Origin of the sequence: Streptomyces sp. CCM_MD2014 (assembly GCF_000772045.1) — a bacterium.
GTDB classification, from domain to species: Bacteria; Actinomycetota; Actinomycetes; order Streptomycetales; family Streptomycetaceae; genus Streptomyces; species Streptomyces salinarius.
Genome location: NZ_CP009754.1, coordinates 415,710 through 432,336, shown reverse-complemented (window position 1 = coordinate 432,336; position 16,627 = coordinate 415,710). Strand labels below are relative to the sequence as shown.

Here is a 16,627-nt window from a genome sequence, read left to right as displayed (position 1 = left end):
CGGAATCGGTACGGACCGAGGGCGACCGAGGCTCCCGGGTCGGTCCGGGGGAGGGCCTCCGCGGCCGTCAGGGCGCCGGCTGCTCCGCCCAGATGACCTTGCCCGCCGGGGTGTAGCGGGTGCCCCAGCGCTCCGCGAGCTGCGCGACCAGGAACAGGCCGCGCCCGCCCTCGTCCGTCATGGCCGCGTACCGCAGATGCGGCGAGGTGCTGGAGCTGTCGAACACCTCGCAGATCAGGCTGCGGTCGCGCACCACCCGGACGTGGACGGTCTCGCCGCCGTACCGGATGGCGTTGGTGACCAGCTCGCTGAGGATCAGCTCCGTGGTGAACACCAGCTCGTCCAGGCCCCACTCGCCCAGCCGCCGGGTGACCTGGGAACGCACCTCGCCGACCGCCGCGGGATCGTTCGGGACGTCCCACTCCGCGACCTGGTCGGGGCCCAGCGTCCGGGTGCGGGCGACCAGCAGCGCGATGTCGTCGCCCGGCCGGTCCGGGAGCCGGGCGTCCAGGACGGTCCGGCAGGTCTCCTCGGGCGTCTCGCCGGCCGTCTCCAGTGCCCGGCGCAGCTGTTCCAGGCCGACGTCGATGTCGTGCAGGCGGTCCTCGACCAGCCCGTCGGTGTACAGCACGAGCCGGCTGCCCTCCGCCAGCCGCAGTTCCGTCGTCTCGAACGGGAGACCGCCCAGGCCCAGCGGGGGCCCCGCGGGCACCTCGGGGAACTCCACCGTGCCGTCGGGCCGGATCAGGGCCGGCGGCGGATGGCCCGCCCGGGCCATCACACAGGAGCCGGCGACCGGGTCGTAGATCGCGTAGAGGCAGGTCGCACCGGTCACCGGGGCGCTGCTGTCGTCGGCCGCCTCGTCCTGGTCGATGCGGCCGACCAGCTCGTCCAGGAGCCCGAGCAGTTCGTCGGGCGGGAGATCGAGAGCGGTGAAGTTGTGCACCGCCGTCCGCAGCCGGCCCATGGTGGCAGCGGCGTGCAGCCCGTGCCCGACGACGTCGCCGACGACGAGCGCGACCCGGGCCCCGGACAGCGGCAGCACGTCGAACCAGTCCCCGCCGACCCCGGCCTGCGCGGGCAGGTAGCGGTAGGCGACGTCCAGGGCGTTCTGGTCCGGCAGCCTGCGGGGCAGCAGACTGCGCTGGAGGGTCACCGCCATGCTGTGCTCGCGGGTGTAGCGGCGCGCGTTGTCGATGGAGACCGCGGCCCGCGCGACCAGCTCCTCGCCGAGCGCCAGCTCGTCCTCGTCGAACGGCTCGGGCTTGTCCGAACGCCAGAAGCTCACCACCCCGAGCACCAGGCTGCCCGCACGCAGCGGGACGGTGATCAGCGAGTGGACGCCGTACTCCACCACCTGCGCGGAGCGCTCGTGGTCCTGCGCCTGCCAGCCCGGCGCCTCGCCGAGGCGGGGCTCCAGGACGGCCCGGCCGGTCCGCAGCGTGCGGCCCTGCGGCGAGGAGTCGACGTAACGGATCTGCCGGCCCACGGGATAGAGCGGGACCTCCTCGCTGACGCCGCTGCGCGCGGTGCGGCGCAGCGGCGTCGCACTGTCCGGCTGACCGCCGGCCAGCACGGTGTCGAACAGGTCCACGGTGACGTAGTCCGCGAACCGGGGCACGGCCAGCTCGCCCAGTTCCTCGGCGGTGCGGGTGACGTCGAGGCTGGTGCCGATGCCCACCCCGGCCGCGTACAGGATGTCCAGGCGCTCCCGGGCGGTCTCGGCCCGGCCGGACAGGGCCCGCAGCTCGGTCGAGTCGCGCAGCGTCGCGACGCTGCCGGCCGGTCCGCCCCGTACGTCCGTGGGCCGCTGGTTGATGGCCAGCAGCCGGTTCTTGACCAGGTGCACCTCGTCGGTGGCGGCCTGGCCGGAGGCGAGCAGCTCCGCCAGGTCGGACGGCAGCCCGAGGGCGCCGACGTGCCGGCCCTCGGCGTCCGGCGGCAGGGCGAGCAGGCGCCGCGCCTCGTCGTTGGCCAGCAGCAGCCTGCCCTCGCCGCCGACGATGAGCACGCCCTCGCGGACGCTGTGCAGGACGGCGTCGTGGTGTTCGTACATCCGGGTCATCTCGTTCGGCCCCAGGCCGTGCGTCTGCCGCAGCAGCCGCCGGCTCACCAGGGCCGTGCCCCCGGTCGCGAGGGCCAGCCCGACGGCCGCCGCGCTCAGGACGAGGGGGAGCTGGCGGTCGGCGGCCCCGCCCACGTTCTCGGTCGTGATGCCGGCCGAGACCAGGCCCACCACTTTCCCGTCGGGCGCCTTGACGGGCACGATGGCCTGGACGAGCGGTCCGATGGTGCCCTCGATCTCCTCGGTCACCGTCTTGCCGGCCAGCGCGGGCGCGATGTTCCCGACGAACTTCTTGCCGATGCGGTCCGGCTTGGGATGCGTATAGCGGATGCCCTCGGGGTTCGTGACGACCACGAAGTCCACGTCGGTGGCCTTGCGCACCGACTCGGCGCGGGGCTGGAGCACCGCCGTGGGGTCGGGACCGCGCAGCGCCTGGAGGATGCCGGGGGAGTTGGCGAACGTCGCGGCCACCGAGACGGACCGGTTGCGGGCCTCCACCGTGCTGTCGTGCCGCACCTGGAGCACCAGCGCGACCGCCGCGGCCACCACGAGCAGCAGCACGATGACCACGTTCATCACGAAGACCTGGCCGGCCACGCTGCGTCCGGACAGCGCCGAGCGCAGCGCCGAGGCGGACCGCCCCGCGTCCGCTCCCCGCCGTGACCGGTCCGCGTCCTGCCGGTGTCGGACGTGCGGGCCGCCGGGACGACGGGGTGACCGTTCTCCCGATCGACCCATCAGTCGGACCATGTGCTCATGTCTACACTGCCGGGCCCCGGGAGGCGAGGGGCGCCCCGTGGGACACGGCGGACCGCCGGACGGGGCACCCGGGTGTCCGCGCCGGGCGCCAGGACGTGCACGGCCGGCCTCACCCGGGGCTTCCGGGGCGGATGCGGCGGGTGGCGAGCAGCAGGGCGATGTCGTCGGGGCGGTCCGCGGTGTGGCGGGCGGTCACGACGATCCGGTCCGCGACACCCGCCAGCGAACGGCTCCCCGGCCGTACGGCGGGCGCGCCGGCCCGGGCCAGCGCGAGCCGCAGCGCGTTGATCCCGTCGTCGATGTCGGCGCCGGGCCGCTCCACGAGACCGTCGGTGTACAGGGCGAGCACGGCGCCGGGTTCGACCACGAAATCGGTCAGCGGGTAGGGCGCGCCCGGGTCCACCCCGAGCACCACCCCGCCGGGCAGGTCGAGGGTCTCGGTGCGTCCGTCCGGGTGGCGCAGCAGCGGCGGCGGGTGTCCCGCCCGTGCCGCGCAGGCCCGTCCGGTGGCCGGGTCGAGCCGGATGTAGCAGCAGCTCGCGAACAGGCCCGGGTCCAGATCGGCCAGCAGGCGGTTGACGCCGCTCATCACCTCGTCGGGCGGACGGTCGCCGAGGGCGAAGGCGCGCACCGCGCTGCGCAGTTGCCCCATGGTCGCCGCGGCCTGCACGCCGTGGCCCTGCACGTCCCCGATGACGAGTGCCATGCTCTCCCCGGAGGCCACCACGTCGTACCAGTCCCCGCCCACCTCCATGCCCGCGGTGCCGGGCAGATAGCGGCCCGCGGTCTCCAGCAGCGGGTGCGCGGGCAGCCGCCGGGGCAGCAGCGCCTCCTGCAGCCCGCGGGCGAGCGCGGTCTCGGACTCGTAGCGCCGGGCCTTCTCCATGGCGTGGGCGACGAGGCCGGCGAGCGCCGTGAGCACCGTGCGCTCCTCGGCGCCGAAGCCCCGGGACCGTTCGAAGCCGAGGATGCAGGAGCCGACCGGCCGCCCGGAGGCGATCAGCGGCAGGAAGGCACGGGCACCCTCCGTGGCGTCCAGCGGAATGCCCGGATACGCGGCGGCCAGGTCCTGCATCGAGTCGAAGAAGAGCGGCCGGCCGCTGGTCAGCGTCTCCACCCCGGGCAGCCGGGCGTCCAGCGGCACCCCTTCGAAGGGCGCCAGGAAGCCGGGCGGGAAGCCCGTCTCCCACGCCAGATGCAGATGGCGGTCCTGGAGCAGGTAGATGGCGAGCCGGCGGCCGCCGAACGCCGGCAGCAGCTCCCGTACGACCACGGCGGACACCTGGCGGGCGGTGACCGCCTCGGTGAGGGCCACGGCCAGGACGATGGGGCGGTACTCCGGTGCCGTCGTGGCGACCGGCGGCGCCGGGTCACCCGCGTCCGGCTCGGGGGCCGCCTCGGTCCCGCCCCCTGCCGGTACGCCGTGCTCGGGCGTGAGTCCGGCCGACGCGTCGGCCACCCGGTTGGCCGGGCGGAGTGTGGCCGTCAGGAAGTCCGGCCCGGGATACACGCTGACGGCGAGCCAGTCGCCCTCGTAGGGCCGCGGCGTGCTCCGGCGGCCGGCGTCGGGCGGTCGCCGGACGTGGAAGCGGACCGGCTCCGGGGAGAGCAGGGCACCGCGCAGATGATCCTCGTAGGCGGGCTGGTCCAGCCACGGCACGGCCTCCCACAGGGAGCGGCCGGCCAGTCCCGCCCGCGGCCCGCCCAGCAACCGGGCGGCGCGGGGGTTCGCGTACACGACGGTGCCGAGCCGGTCGACGCACAGGACACCCTCCGGCAGCAGGTCGGCCGCGGCGTCGGCCACGGTGCCGTCGGAGGGGTCGCGCACGGCGCCGCGCACCGGCCCGCCCGCGGGCGGCGCCGACGGCGGCCGCCACAGCTCCACCAGGCGCAGTGAACCGTCCACGGTGCGTACGTACAGGGGCAGCCGGGGCGGCCGGCCCGCGGCGGTCTCCCGCAGCGCCGCGGCGATCCGGTGACCGTCGTCGGGGGCCAGCACACCGGTGAGCGTCCCGAGCCCCGCCGGCGCTCCGGTGTGCCCGGCCGCGATGCCGAGCAGCGCGCACAGCGGCTCGTCGAGGGTGACGGCGCCGGTGTCCGGATCCCAGCCGAAACTTCCGGCGCGTTGCGCGCGCCGGCCCGCGGCCGGCGGCCGTACGCACAGCGGCTCGCCCTCCCAGACGACCGGCGGCGCGTCGGCGTCGGCCTCCAGCCGCTCCAGTGCCGCGCCCAGGTCCTGCGCCAGCCCGGCCAAGCGGTCCGCGCCCTCCAGCACGTCGGCGGCGTGGGGGGCCGCGGGCCGCAGGACGGTCAGCACGCCGTAGGCCCGGCTCGCACCGGAGAGGGGTACGTACAGGGAGCCGAAGGGAAAGGGGAGACCGGCCGCGAACTGCGGGTACCGGCGCATGGTCTCGGCGGCGTTGGGCAGCACCACGTGGACTCCCAGCCGGTAGGCGTCGGCGACCGGGAACGGGCTGTCGGCGTGCAGGCGCCACCAGGGGCGGAACAGCGGTCCGGGCAGTCCGGCCAGGACGGCGAGCCGCAGCACGCCGGGGGCGGAGGAGCGCAGGTACACACCGCCCACGTGGCCGCCGGCCGCTCCGATCGCCCGGGTCGACGCGTCGATCAGCGCCGCGGTCAGCCGCCCGGGCACCCGGTCGGTCCGCCCGGCGTTCCCGGCGCCTGTGCTCATCGGCCCCACCTCGTCCGTGCGCCGCCGCGCGGGACGACACGGGCCGTGCGGGCGACACAGCCAGAATGCGCCCCCCGCGCCCGGTCGCGCACGCGGTCGGGTCGCACGGGTGACCGTGACGTCACCGTGACGGGGCGTTGACCTCCCGCACGGGAGTCCGTAATCTCCTCCGCGACATTCGGAAATACGACCGAAACTTTCGGCCTCTCGGGGTGGAGTTCGGCGGCTTCCGCCCTTCCGGACGGCCTCCGCGCACCGATTCAAGGAACGGGATGACATGAGCATGAAGTTGAGACGCCTGTCGAGAGCGGCCACCGCCGGTCTCGTGGCCGCGGCCGCTCTGACGGCCGCGGCCCACTCCGCCGAAGCCGCCGACACGCTCGGGTCCGCGGCCGCCGGACAGGGCCGCTACTTCGGCACCGCCGTCGCGGCGAGCCACCTCGGGGAGGCCGACTACACCGCCACGCTGGACCGCGAGTTCAGCTCGGTGACCCCCGAGAACGAGATGAAGTGGGACGCCACCGAACCCAGCCGCGGCACCTTCACCTTCACCTCCGCCGACCGGATCGTGGACCACGCGCAGAGCCGGGGCATGGACGTGCGCGGCCACACCCTGGTCTGGCACTCCCAACTGCCCTCCTGGGTGAGCTCGCTGGGCGCCTCCGACCTGCGCACCGCCATGAAGGACCACATCAACGGCCTGATGGGCCACTACAAGGGAGAGATCCACAGCTGGGACGTCGTCAACGAGGCGTTCCAGGACGGCGGCAGCGGCGCGCGGCGCAGCTCGCCCTTCCAGGACAAGCTGGGCGACGGCTTCATCGAGGAGGCGTTCCGCACCGCCCGCGCCGCCGACCCGGCCGCCAAGCTCTGCTACAACGACTACAACACCGACGGCGTCAACGCGAAGAGCGATGCCGTCTACGCCATGGTCAAGGACTTCAAGTCCCGCGGCGTGCCCATCGACTGCGTGGGCTTCCAGTCCCACTTCAACAGCAACTCCCCGGTCCCGTCCGACTACCGGCAGAACCTCCAGCGCTTCGCCGACCTCGGCGTGGACGTGCAGATCACGGAGCTGGACATCGAGGGCTCCGGCTCGGCCCAGGCCGCCGACTACCGGAAGGTCGTCGAGGCCTGCCTCGCGGTCGACCGCTGTACCGGCATGACCGTCTGGGGCGTCACCGACAAGTACTCGTGGCGCAGCGGCGGCACCCCGCTGCTGTTCGACGGCAACTACCAGGAGAAGCCGGCCTACGACGCCGTCCTGTCCGCCCTCGGCGGCTCGGACGGCCCGGGTGACCCGGGCGATCCCGGAGACCCCGGTGACCCGGGCGACGCCACCGTGACCTGCACCGCCACGTACACCAGGACCGCGGACTGGAACAGCGGCTACAACGGCCAGGTCACCATCACCGCGGGCGACGAGCCGGTCAGCGCCTGGACCGTGACGGTCACCCTGCCGGCGCAGCAGTCCGTCTCCTCCCTCTGGAACGGCACGCCCACCTGGAGCGGCAACGTCATGACGGTGAGGCCGAGTTGGAACGGGGCCCTGGCGGCCGGCGCGTCGACCGGTTTCGGGTTCACCGCGGCGAAGAACGGCAGCGACGCCGCGCCCACGCTCGGCACCTGCACCGCCTCCTGATCCGGCCCTCCGGCTGGCCGTTCGACCGCTTCCGTCTCCGGCCCCGCCCCCGTCCCGCGCGCCGATCGGGACGGGGGCGGTGTCCGGTTCTCGCGATGTGAGGCGGTGCCGCCCGGAAAACGGCGCGTGCGGCGGAAGTTGGGGCGAAGGGATCGTGGGAGGCGCGCCGGTGCGTATCGTGAGAGTGGGGGACCTTCGCTCCCCACTCGGCCCCGGACCGGACGGTGAGGCTCGGTATGACCCCGGCGCACGGACCCGACACCGCGGACGGCTCCGTCGTCTGCGCGGTGGTGGATTTCAGGGGCGGATCCGCGATGATCCCCGCTGCCAGGGACGCCGTGCGCGGATTCGCGGCACGTCTCGCCGAGCGGGGCGTGAAGCCGGCGGACACCTTCCTGGACGCCGCCCGGCTGGTCGCGAGCGAGCTGGTGACGAACGCGCTGCGGCACGCGCCCGGCCCCTGCCGGCTGGAGCTGACCCTGGTCGGCGACGGTGTGGAGATCGCGGTGTCGGACACGGGGGACGCGTTTCCCACCTTCCTGCCGCGCGACCCCGTCCGCGTCGGCCGGCACGGGCTGGAGATCGTGACACGGCTGTGCGACGAGGTGATCACCAAGCCGCACGCGACGGGCAAGACGGTGTACGCGCGCCTGCCGCTGACCTGACGCGGTCAGGCGGTCAGGGCCCGCTCCACACTCGGGTAGCAGGGGATGAGCGCGTCGACGCCCACCAGCCGCAGCACGCGTTCGACGGCGTCGCGCGGGGCGGCGAGCCGGAACCAGACGCCGCGGGACTCGGCGGCCCGGTGGGCGGAGATCAGGACGTTGATGCCGCTGGAGTCCAGGAACCCCACCTCGCCGAAGTCCACCACCGTGCCGGGCGCGGACTCCACCGAGGCCAGCAGGACCTCCCGCAGCCGGCCGCTGCCGTCGAGATCGACTTCTCCGGCGAGGACCACGAGACTGACGCCGTCGCCCGTGGTGGTACGGGTGATCAGCAGCCGCTCCGGTACCGCCGCTCCCTCGGTCTCCGCCACGCTGCCCTCAGCTCTCGTGTGTGCCGCCCGTGCCCGGCCGTCGTCGGTGGCTTGATGTTAAGGCTCTTCGCCGCCCGCGTGGACCACTTGTGCGGACCGGAGCGCATCGGCACGCACCGGCACACCGGCCGCCGCGGGTTCGACGCGCGCCCGGGCGCTCCACTGACTACCGTCGAGGTGTGGTGGCACACACATTCGAGGAGCTCGTGCACAAGCGCCGCGCGGCGGACCTGGCACAGCACCGGGTCGAGGAACTGCGCGACTCGTACGGGCCGCCCACGCAGCACCAGTGGACCCCGCGGCAGTCCCGCACCTACGAGACGGCCGTACGGGCCTGGCGCGACCTGGACCGGGACGCGCGGACCGCGATGACGGAGTACGTCAAGGAGGGAGGCCAGTCCCAGCACAAAGTCGAGGCGAAACTCCGCAAGGCCGTCCAGGAGGACGACCGCGACACCTGACCGGGCAGGCGCCCGCCCCTCCGGCCGCCTGCCGCGCCGGCCGACCCCGCTCGGCCGGCCCGCCCGGCCCGACGCCCCAGCCCGTCGGGCCGGGCGGATGCGTACGGACCGGGAGCCGCGGCCGGTATCAGCCCCGGTCCGCCGTGACCTCGCCGGCGCCGCCGGTCCCGCCCGTCCCGCCGGTCTCGCCGACGAGGGCGCGCACCGCGTCCAGGGCCGCCGCGCGGTCCTCGGGAACCACACCGATGCGGGTGCGCCGGTCGAGCAGATCGGCCGCGTCCAGGGCGCCCTCGTGACGCAGCGCCCACAGCAGTTCGGCCCCGGTGACGGGGTGGCCCGGCAGCACCCGCTCGGCGAGACGGGGATCGCGGGCGGCGAGGGCCCGCACCGCCGGCGCCTCGGTGCCGTAGTGCCGCACCAGGCGGCGCGGCGCCCGGACCCGGGCCAGGGCGTGCGGGGCGGCGGCGCCGACCAGGGGCAGCGCGGCGGTGGGGGACGGTCCGGCGGCCAGGCCCCGGGCGGCGACGGCGGCGTCCACGGCGTCCTCGGCCATGCGCCGGTAGGTGGTGAGCTTGCCGCCGACCACGGTGATCACGCCCTCCGGCGAGGTGAGCACGGCGTGCCGGCGGGAGACGTCCGCCGTGCGGGGCCCGGCGCCGGACCGGTTCGACGGTGTGGTGTCGAGCAGCGGGCGCAGTCCCGCGAAGGCGCCGACCACGTCCTCGCGGTGGACCGGCACCTCCAGCACCGAGCCGAGCACGTCGAGCAGGAAGCCGACGTCGGTCTCGGGCACGTCGGGCACGTCCGGGACGTCCCCGTCCACGGGCTCGTCGGTGAGACCCACGTAGACACGGCCGTCGCCCTGGGGCAGTACGAGGACGAAGCGGTTGGTCTCGCCGGGGACCGGCACGTGCAGGCCCGCCGGGAGCGGGCCGAGGTGCTCGGAGCGCAGGACGAGGTGGGTGCCGCGGGAGGGGCGGATCCGGATGCCGTCCACGAGGTCGCCGGCCCACACCCCGGATGCGTTGACCACCGCGCGGGCCCGTATCACGCCCTCCTCGCCGGTCAGCTCGTCCCGCACGCGGGCGCCGGACCCGGTCAGCTCCAGGGCCCTGACGCGGGTGAGGATCCGAGCTCCGCGGGCCGCGGCGGTCCGGGCCAGCGCCGTCACCAGCCGGGCGTCGTCGGTGAGCCGGCCGTCCCAGGAGAGCAGTCCGCCGCGCAGCCGGTCGGAGCGCAGCGCCGGGGCGAGGTGGCGGGTCTCCACGGCGGACAGGCGCCGCGGCGCGGGCAGCGTGGCCCGTGCGGTGCGCGCCGCGAGCCGCAGGGTGTCGCCGGCCCGGAACCCCGCCCACGCCAGGGCGGCCTGGCCGCGGGACACGAGCGGGGTGAGCGGCAGTACGAAGGGCTGGGCGCGCACCAGGTGGGGTGCCGTGCGCTCCATCAGCACCCCGCGTTCCACCGCGCTCTCGTGGGCGACGTCCAGCTGCGCGGAGGCGAGGTAGCGCAGGCCGCCGTGGATGAGCTTGGAGCTCCAGCGGGAGGTGCCGAAGGCCAGGTCGTGTGCGTCCACGGCGGCGACGCTCAGGCCACGGGCGGCGGCGTCCAGGGCGGCGCCCGCGCCGGTCGCGCCGAGCCCGACGACGAGGACGTCCACGACGGGGCCGCCGACGGTGTCGGCCACCTCGCGCGAGCGCCGTGCGGCGGACAGGGAGGCCCCGGCGGCGGGGCGGTCGGCGGTGCTCATGGCGTGAGGGTCCTCTCCAGGATGATGCGCAGCTCCGCGAGGAGGGCCGCGGGGGTCAGCTCGGCGTCGTCCTCGTCGGTCATGGTCCGCAGCGACAGGGCGAAGGACTGGACGAGCAGCAGCACCGACCGGGCCTGCCGCCCGGTGTGCACCGTGCGCACCGACCCGTCGGCGTGGCCCTCCTCGAGCGCGTCGGCCAGCAGCTCGAGGAGCGCCTCCTGGCTGGCCCCGCGCCGGTCGAGGACGTAGGGCAGGAGCAGCTCCGGGTCGACGTCGACGATCTTGCGGAAGAGGGGGTGGGCGCGGAACGCCTCCACCCCGGCCACCAGGCCGTCGACGATGCGCGAGCGGGTGCCGGTGGCCTCCCCGGGCCCGGGGATCGCGCCGGTGGCCACCGCGATCCACTCCCGGGTCATCAGGTCGCCGACCAGCGACCGCACGTCCGGCCAGCGCCGGTACAGCGTCATCCGGGAGACACCGGCGCGGCGGGCGACGTCGGTCATCGTCGTACGGCGCACCCCGACGGCCATCACGCAGTCGCGCACGGCGTCCAGCACCGTGTCGTTGTCCGCGGGGGTCTGCCTGCTCGCATGGTTGTGACGGTTGGGCGTCATGTGTCACAGTGTAACGCCTAGCGGGGTGATGCGGTCGGCATTCCCCGAAGCGACCGTGAGGACGACAGGCGATGGACATGCTGTGGAACGGCTGGGGCGACCCGGCCAGGGCGACGCCGCTGCCCGACACGGTGACCGGACTGCTGCGCGAGCTGCTCGGTGTCACACCCCGCGAAGCCGCCGCGCTCCCGCTGCCGGAGATCGCCGTACCCGTCTCGCCGCTGGGCGAGGACGCCCGCCGCGCACTGGAAGCAGCCGTCGGCGGCCGCGCGGACGACGTGCGCACGGACGCGGAGAGCCGCGTCCGGCACACCCGCGGGAAGTCCACTCCCGACCTGCTGCGCATGCGGGCCGGCGACACCGCCGACACCCCGGCCGCCGTCGTCCTGCCGGACGGCCACGACGAGGTGCTCGCCGTGCTGGCCGCCTGCGCGGAACACGGGCTGGCCCTCGTCCCGTTCGGCGGCGGCACCTCCGTCGTCGGCGGTCTCGCGCCCGGCCGCGAGGGTGCGTTCGTCGCACTCGACCTGCGCCGCATGAACCGCCTGCTCGGCCTCGACGAGGTCTCCCGCACCGCCACCCTCCAGCCGGGGCTGCGCGCCCCCGAGGCCGAGGCGCTGCTCGCCGAGCACGGGTACACCCTCGGCCACTTCCCCCAGTCCTACGAGTGGGCCACCGTCGGCGGCTTCGCCGCGACCCGCTCCAGCGGCCAGGCCTCCGCCGGTTACGGCCGCTTCGACGAGATGGTCCTCGGCCTCACCCTCGCCACCCCTTCGGGCACCCTCGACACGGGCCGCGCCCCGCGCTCGGCCGCCGGCCCCGACCTGCGCCAGCTCGTCCTGGGCTCGGAGGGCGCCTTCGGCGTCATCACCGCCGTCACCGTGCGGGTGCGGCCCGTGCCGAAGGTCCGCCGTTACGAGGGCTGGCGCTTCGCCTCCTTCGACGAGGGCGCCGCGGCCCTGCGCCGGCTCGCCCAGGACGGCCCCCGGCCCACGGTGCTGCGGCTGTCCGACGAGACCGAGACCCTGATCGGCCTCGCCCAGCCCGACGCCGTCGGAGCCTCACTGGACCAGCAGGACGCCGGCTGCCTCGCGGTCGTCGGCTTCGAGGGCACCGAGGAGGACACCGCCCACCGCCGCGAGGGCGCCGCCGCCGTCCTGCGCGAGAGCGGCGGCACCTTCGCCGGCGACGAACCGGGGGAGCGCTGGGCCCGCGGCCGCTACTCGGCGCCGTACCTGCGCGACTCCCTGCTCGACGCCGGCGCGCTCGCCGAGACCCTGGAGACGGCGGCCTACTGGTCCCGCCTGCCCGCCCTGTACGCCGCCGTCCGCGAGGCGCTCACCGGCACCCTCACCGAGGCCGGCACCCCGCCCCTGGTCATGTGCCACATCTCGCACGTCTACGAGAACGGAGCCTCCCTCTACTTCACGGTCGTCTCCGCCCAGGGCGAGGACGCCGTGGCGCACTGGACCCGGGCCAAGCACGCCGCCAACGAGGCCATCCTCGCCGCCGGCGGCACCATCACCCACCACCACGCGGTCGGCACCGACCACCGCGACTGGTACGTCCGGGAGGCGGGCCCCCTCGGCGTCGAGGCGCTGCGCGCGGTCAAGCGGAGCCTGGACCCCACCGGACTGCTCAGTCCGGGCGTCCTGCTGCCCGCGGACTGACCCCGCCCGACCGAGCACCCCGACCCCGTGAGACAACAGTCCGGCACCACCCGTCAGCCCGGAGGCACACCGATGCGACAGTTCACCGCCGTCGTCAACCCCACCGCGGGCGGCGCCACCTCGGCCGCCGCGCTGCTCGGGGTGGCCCGGCTGCTGCGGGAGGCCGGCGCGGAGCTGGAGACCGAGTACAGCCACAGCCTCGCCCACGCCCGCGAACTCGCCCGGCGGGCCGGAGCGTCGGGGCGGGTGGTGCTCGCCGTCGGCGGCGACGGCATGGCGGGCGGGATCGGCGGCGCCCTCAGTGGCACCGGCGCCGTGCTCGGCCTGGTCCCGGCCGGGCGCGGCAACGACTTCGCCCGCGCCCTGAAGCTGCCCACCGAGCCGGCCGCCCTGGCCGAGGTGCTGCTGCACGGCGACCCGCGGCCCGTCGACACGGTCGAGGTCACCTCCGCCGTCCACGACCGCACCGTCGTCCTCGGCAGCGTGTACGCCGGTGTCGACGCGCTCGCCAACCGGCACGCCAACACCACGCGCCTGCTGCGCGGTGCCGCCTCCTACTACGCGGGGGCGGTCCGGGCCGTGGCGGGGTGGCGCGCGACGCGCTACCGCGTCACGGTCGACGGCGAGGAGCACGCCTTCACCGGCTACACGGTGGTCGCCGCCAACTCCGGCTACTACGGCTTCAACCGTCTCATCGCCCCCTCAGCCCGCGTGGACGACGGCCTGCTCGACGTGGTGATGATCCACCAGGCGCCGCGGCGGCTGTTCTTCGCCCTGATGAGCGAACTGGCGACGGGAGCCCACGTCCACCGCCCCCAAGTGCACGTCCTGCGCGGCCGGGAGGTCCGCATCGAGGCGAACCGGGCGATACCCTACGGCGCCGACGGCGAGGTCGAGGCCGTCGTGCCCGTCACGGCCAGGGTGCTGCCCGGCGCGCTGCGCGTCCTGTGCTGAACACACCAGGGGGCCGGGCACCCACGACGGTGCCCGGCCCCACGGTCCGGTGGATCAGCCCCGCGGCGTGGTGAAGCGTTCCCACACCCGGTGCGAGCCCATCAGTTCCGTGATCTGTTCCAGCGCGGCGGTACCGGAGTCGGCGACGATCACGCCCGGTGCGTCGGCGGGCACACCGGAAGCCTCCAGCGCCGGTGTCCCGCCGGCCCAGACCCCGATCGCCTTGCCGTGCCGGAACGCCTCCGACAGCAGCAGACTCACCCGCGGGTCGACCGTTCCGGGACCCGAGGGCGCCGGGCCCGCCTTGTAGTCCCGCGGGGTGTAGGCGTCGCCGCCCATGTCGGGCGTCCCCGCGACCAGCACCGCGTCGAACTCGACCGACCGCGCGGTGACATAGCTGCGCTGCACGGTCAGCGCGGCGTCGCCCGAGCCGAGGGTGCCGCCGGTCGGTGCCACGATCAGCGGCACCATCCCGGCGTTCAGCACCGCCTCCCGCACGGCCGCCACGCCCTCCAGGTCCGCCCCGCCGGTCACGATGCCGACGACCCTGCCGTCCAGCGGCCAGGTCCCGCCGACCTGGGACAGCGCCGGACTGGGCTCGACGTCGGCCGGCGGCACGGTCGGCTCCGGGGCGGGCAGGCCGAGGCCCTCGGCGACACCCGCGCACAGCTCGGGGTCGATGTTGGCCAGGACCTGCAGCGTCCGCTCCCGGATGGCCTGCTCGTAGCACTTGCCCAGCTCGAAGGTGTAGGCGCCGATGATGTGCTCGCGCTCCACCGGGCTCATGCTCAGCCAGAACCGGCGCGGCTGGCTGAAGTGGTCCGCGAACGACTCGGGCGCCTCGCGGACCTTCCTCCCCTCCGGCACCCGCACCGGAGCCTCGATGAACGCGTTGGTGTCCGCACCCGCGGTGAACGGGCAGCCGCCGTCCAGGGAGTTGGGCCGGTAGGGAGCCACACCCCGGTGCACGGCCGTCTGGTGCATGCCGTCGCGCAGCATGTCGTTGACCGGTGCCTGCGGCCGGTTGATCGGCAGCTGCGGGAAGTTGGGGCCGCCCAGACGGGTGATCTGCGTGTCCAGGTACGAGAAGAGCCGCCCCGCGAGCAGCGGGTCGTCGGTGACGTCGATGCCGGGCACCAGGTGGCCGACGTGGAAGGCGACCTGCTCGGTCTCGGCGAAGAAGTTGGACGGGTTGCGGTTCAGGGTCAGCAGACCGACCGGCTGCACCGGTGCCAGCTCCTCGGGCACGAGGTTGGTCGGGTCCAGCAGGTCGATCCCCTCGAAGGTCTGCTCCGGGGTGTCGGGGAAGGTCTGGATGCCCAGCTCCCACTGCGGGTACGCGCCCGCCTCGATGGCGTCCGCGAGGTCCCGGCGGTGGAAGTCGGGGTCGACGCCGTTGATGATCTGGGCCTCGTCCCAGACCAGCGAGTGCACGCCCAGCTTGGGCTTCCAGTGGAACTTCACCAGCGTCGTGGCACCTTCGGAGTTCACCAGCCGGAAGGTGTGGACGCCGAAGCCCTCCATCATCCGGTAGGAGCGCGGGATGCCCCGGTCGCCCATGAAGAAGATGGTGTGGTGCGTCGCCTCGGTGTGCAGCGAGACGAAGTCCCAGAAGGTGTCGTGGGCGCTCTGCGCCTGCGGGATCTCCCGGTCCGGGTGCGGCTTCGCCGCGTGCACCACGTCCGGGAACTTGATGGCGTCCTGGATGAAGAAGACCGGGATGTTGTTGCCGACCAGGTCGAAGACGCCCTCACTGGTGTAGAACTTCGTCGCGAAGCCGCGTGTGTCCCGCACGGTGTCCGACGACCCGCGCGAGCCGACCACCGTGGAGAACCGCGTGAACACCGGCGTCTCCACGTCGGCGGCCAGGAAAGCGGCCTTGGTCACGGAGGCCGCCGTGCCGTAGCTCTGGAACACCCCGTGCGCGCCGGCGCCCCGGGCGTGGACCACGCGCTCCGGGATGCGCTCGTGGTCGAAGTGCATGACCTTCTCGCGCAGATGGTGGTCCTGCAGCAGTACGGGCCCGCGCGGCCCGGCCTTCAGCGAGTGGTCGGTGTCGTACAGGCGCGTCCCCTGGGCGTCCGTCAGGTAGCTGCCGGACTGTGCCACCCGTGCCTGGTCCGCACCCGTGGGCTGTCCGGTCGGCGACACGGTGTCCGGGCCGGTCTGGTCCGGCTTCGGGGGCAGCGGCTCGCGGGGCTCGGTGGGTTCGGCGACGGGAGGCGACTCGGGACCGGGCCGGCCGGGAATTCCGTCCGGCGGCCCGCCGGCCTCGCCGTGCAGGCCCTCGGTCACCTTGCGGGCTGCTCGCTTCAGGGGGTTGGCCTCGCTCATCGGCCATTCTCCGTTTCTGGACGGGCCGCTGCACGCGCCCGGTCGTGTTCGGGTACCGACTGCCGTGGTGGGCCGTGACCGCGTACCCAGCGTTCGGGACTCAAGGCATGGGCGTGACGAGCGGAGGCGGTGGGCTCAGGTGACGGTCTGTCCGTCGTGGGTGCCGCCCCGGCACAGCGCCGTGAAGGAGCCCGTCCCGTCCCCGTCCGCCGAGATGATGATCACTCCGCCGCCCTCGATGCACTCGGTCGCCGTCACCTCGCCCGGAAGCCCCGGGGCGCCGGGCTCCGCGGCCTCCGCTCCGGCGGCGCACAGGATCCACAGGGTTACGGCCGCGATCACGGTGCACGACGACTTGCGCATGGAGACGGCTCCTTCTCACGGGTGCCGTTCCAGCGTCACCGTCCCGGCCGGGGCGCGCCACCGGGGGAGGGCGCACGGGGGAGGGCGCATGCGGGCAGGGGCGCGCACGCGGGAGGGGCACATGCGGGAGGGCTCCGACCGCGGACACGCGTCGGAGTCCTCGAAACGCCGTAGCAGGCCATAGGGCCTGTCCGGCGGATCATGCCCCGGACGCGGGGCCCGGCACGCGCGTCCGCGGCGTTGTCGTCGGTTGCCGACGCTCCGCGTCGACGCCCTCCTCCGCCTTGCGG

At 74.7% G+C, this 16,627-nt stretch carries 12 protein-coding genes; 5 read left to right on the top strand and 7 right to left on the bottom strand.

Features of this window, described 5'->3' with window-relative positions:
- Nucleotides 1–67: 67 nt before the first annotated feature.
- Together NI25_RS01975 and NI25_RS01970 are read right to left on the bottom strand one after the other, a co-directional pair.
- Nucleotides 68–2,803, bottom strand: a complete 2,736-nt coding sequence (locus NI25_RS01975) for a SpoIIE family protein phosphatase/ATP-binding protein (RefSeq protein WP_228956325.1) — start codon at nt 2,801–2,803, stop codon at nt 68–70.
- A 130-nt stretch (nt 2,804–2,933) separates the two neighbouring features.
- On the bottom strand, nt 2,934–5,516 hold the full coding sequence (locus NI25_RS01970; protein WP_061440748.1) for a SpoIIE family protein phosphatase: 2,583 nt from the start codon (nt 5,514–5,516) through the stop codon (nt 2,934–2,936).
- A gap of 277 nt (nt 5,517–5,793) precedes the next feature.
- Here NI25_RS01970 and NI25_RS01965 point away from each other — a divergent pair, with 277 nt between their 5' ends.
- Together NI25_RS01965 and NI25_RS01960 are read left to right on the top strand one after the other, a co-directional pair.
- Nucleotides 5,794–7,158: an endo-1,4-beta-xylanase gene (locus NI25_RS01965; RefSeq protein WP_061440747.1), complete on the top strand. Its 1,365-nt coding sequence runs from the start codon at nt 5,794–5,796 to the stop codon at nt 7,156–7,158.
- A gap of 236 nt (nt 7,159–7,394) precedes the next feature.
- Nucleotides 7,395–7,823 (top strand): ATP-binding protein, encoded by a 429-nt coding sequence (locus NI25_RS01960; RefSeq protein ID WP_061440746.1) that lies wholly within the window; start codon nt 7,395–7,397, stop codon nt 7,821–7,823.
- A 5-nt stretch (nt 7,824–7,828) separates the two neighbouring features.
- On the opposite strand, the gene NI25_RS01955 is transcribed toward NI25_RS01960, so the two are convergent.
- On the bottom strand, nt 7,829–8,194 hold the full coding sequence (locus tag NI25_RS01955; protein ID WP_061440745.1) for an STAS domain-containing protein: 366 nt from the start codon (nt 8,192–8,194) through the stop codon (nt 7,829–7,831).
- Nucleotides 8,195–8,376: 182 nt separating this feature from the next.
- Here NI25_RS01955 and NI25_RS01950 point away from each other — a divergent pair, with 182 nt between their 5' ends.
- Nucleotides 8,377–8,655: a hypothetical protein gene (locus NI25_RS01950; RefSeq protein WP_061446706.1), complete on the top strand. Its 279-nt coding sequence runs from the start codon at nt 8,377–8,379 to the stop codon at nt 8,653–8,655.
- 127 nt (nt 8,656–8,782) lie between these two features.
- On the opposite strand, the gene NI25_RS01945 is transcribed toward NI25_RS01950, so the two are convergent.
- Nucleotides 8,783–10,402 carry a glycerol-3-phosphate dehydrogenase/oxidase gene (locus NI25_RS01945; protein WP_061440744.1) on the bottom strand — a complete coding sequence of 540 codons (1,620 nt, stop codon included), beginning with the start codon at nt 10,400–10,402 and terminating at the stop codon, nt 8,783–8,785.
- A complete protein-coding gene (locus tag NI25_RS01940; protein WP_061440743.1) occupies nt 10,399–11,016 on the bottom strand; it encodes a TetR/AcrR family transcriptional regulator in 618 nt (205 codons plus the stop codon). The genes NI25_RS01945 and NI25_RS01940 overlap by 4 nt, the downstream gene beginning before the upstream one ends.
- A gap of 71 nt (nt 11,017–11,087) precedes the next feature.
- Here NI25_RS01940 and NI25_RS01935 point away from each other — a divergent pair, with 71 nt between their 5' ends.
- Nucleotides 11,088–12,686 (top strand): FAD-binding oxidoreductase, encoded by a 1,599-nt coding sequence (locus tag NI25_RS01935; RefSeq protein ID WP_061440742.1) that lies wholly within the window; start codon nt 11,088–11,090, stop codon nt 12,684–12,686.
- A gap of 72 nt (nt 12,687–12,758) precedes the next feature.
- Nucleotides 12,759–13,640 carry a YegS/Rv2252/BmrU family lipid kinase gene (locus NI25_RS01930; RefSeq protein WP_061440741.1) on the top strand — a complete coding sequence of 294 codons (882 nt, stop codon included), beginning with the start codon at nt 12,759–12,761 and terminating at the stop codon, nt 13,638–13,640.
- Between the two features lie 54 nt (nt 13,641–13,694).
- Here NI25_RS01930 and catB read toward each other — a convergent pair whose 3' ends face one another.
- A complete protein-coding gene (catB, locus tag NI25_RS01925) occupies nt 13,695–15,974 on the bottom strand; it encodes a catalase CatB (RefSeq protein WP_061440740.1) in 2,280 nt (759 codons plus the stop codon).
- A 135-nt stretch (nt 15,975–16,109) separates the two neighbouring features.
- Complete coding sequence (locus tag NI25_RS01920; protein ID WP_061440739.1) at nt 16,110–16,337, bottom strand: hypothetical protein; 228 nt, start codon at nt 16,335–16,337, stop codon at nt 16,110–16,112.
- Between the last annotated feature and the right edge of the window lie 290 nt (nt 16,338–16,627).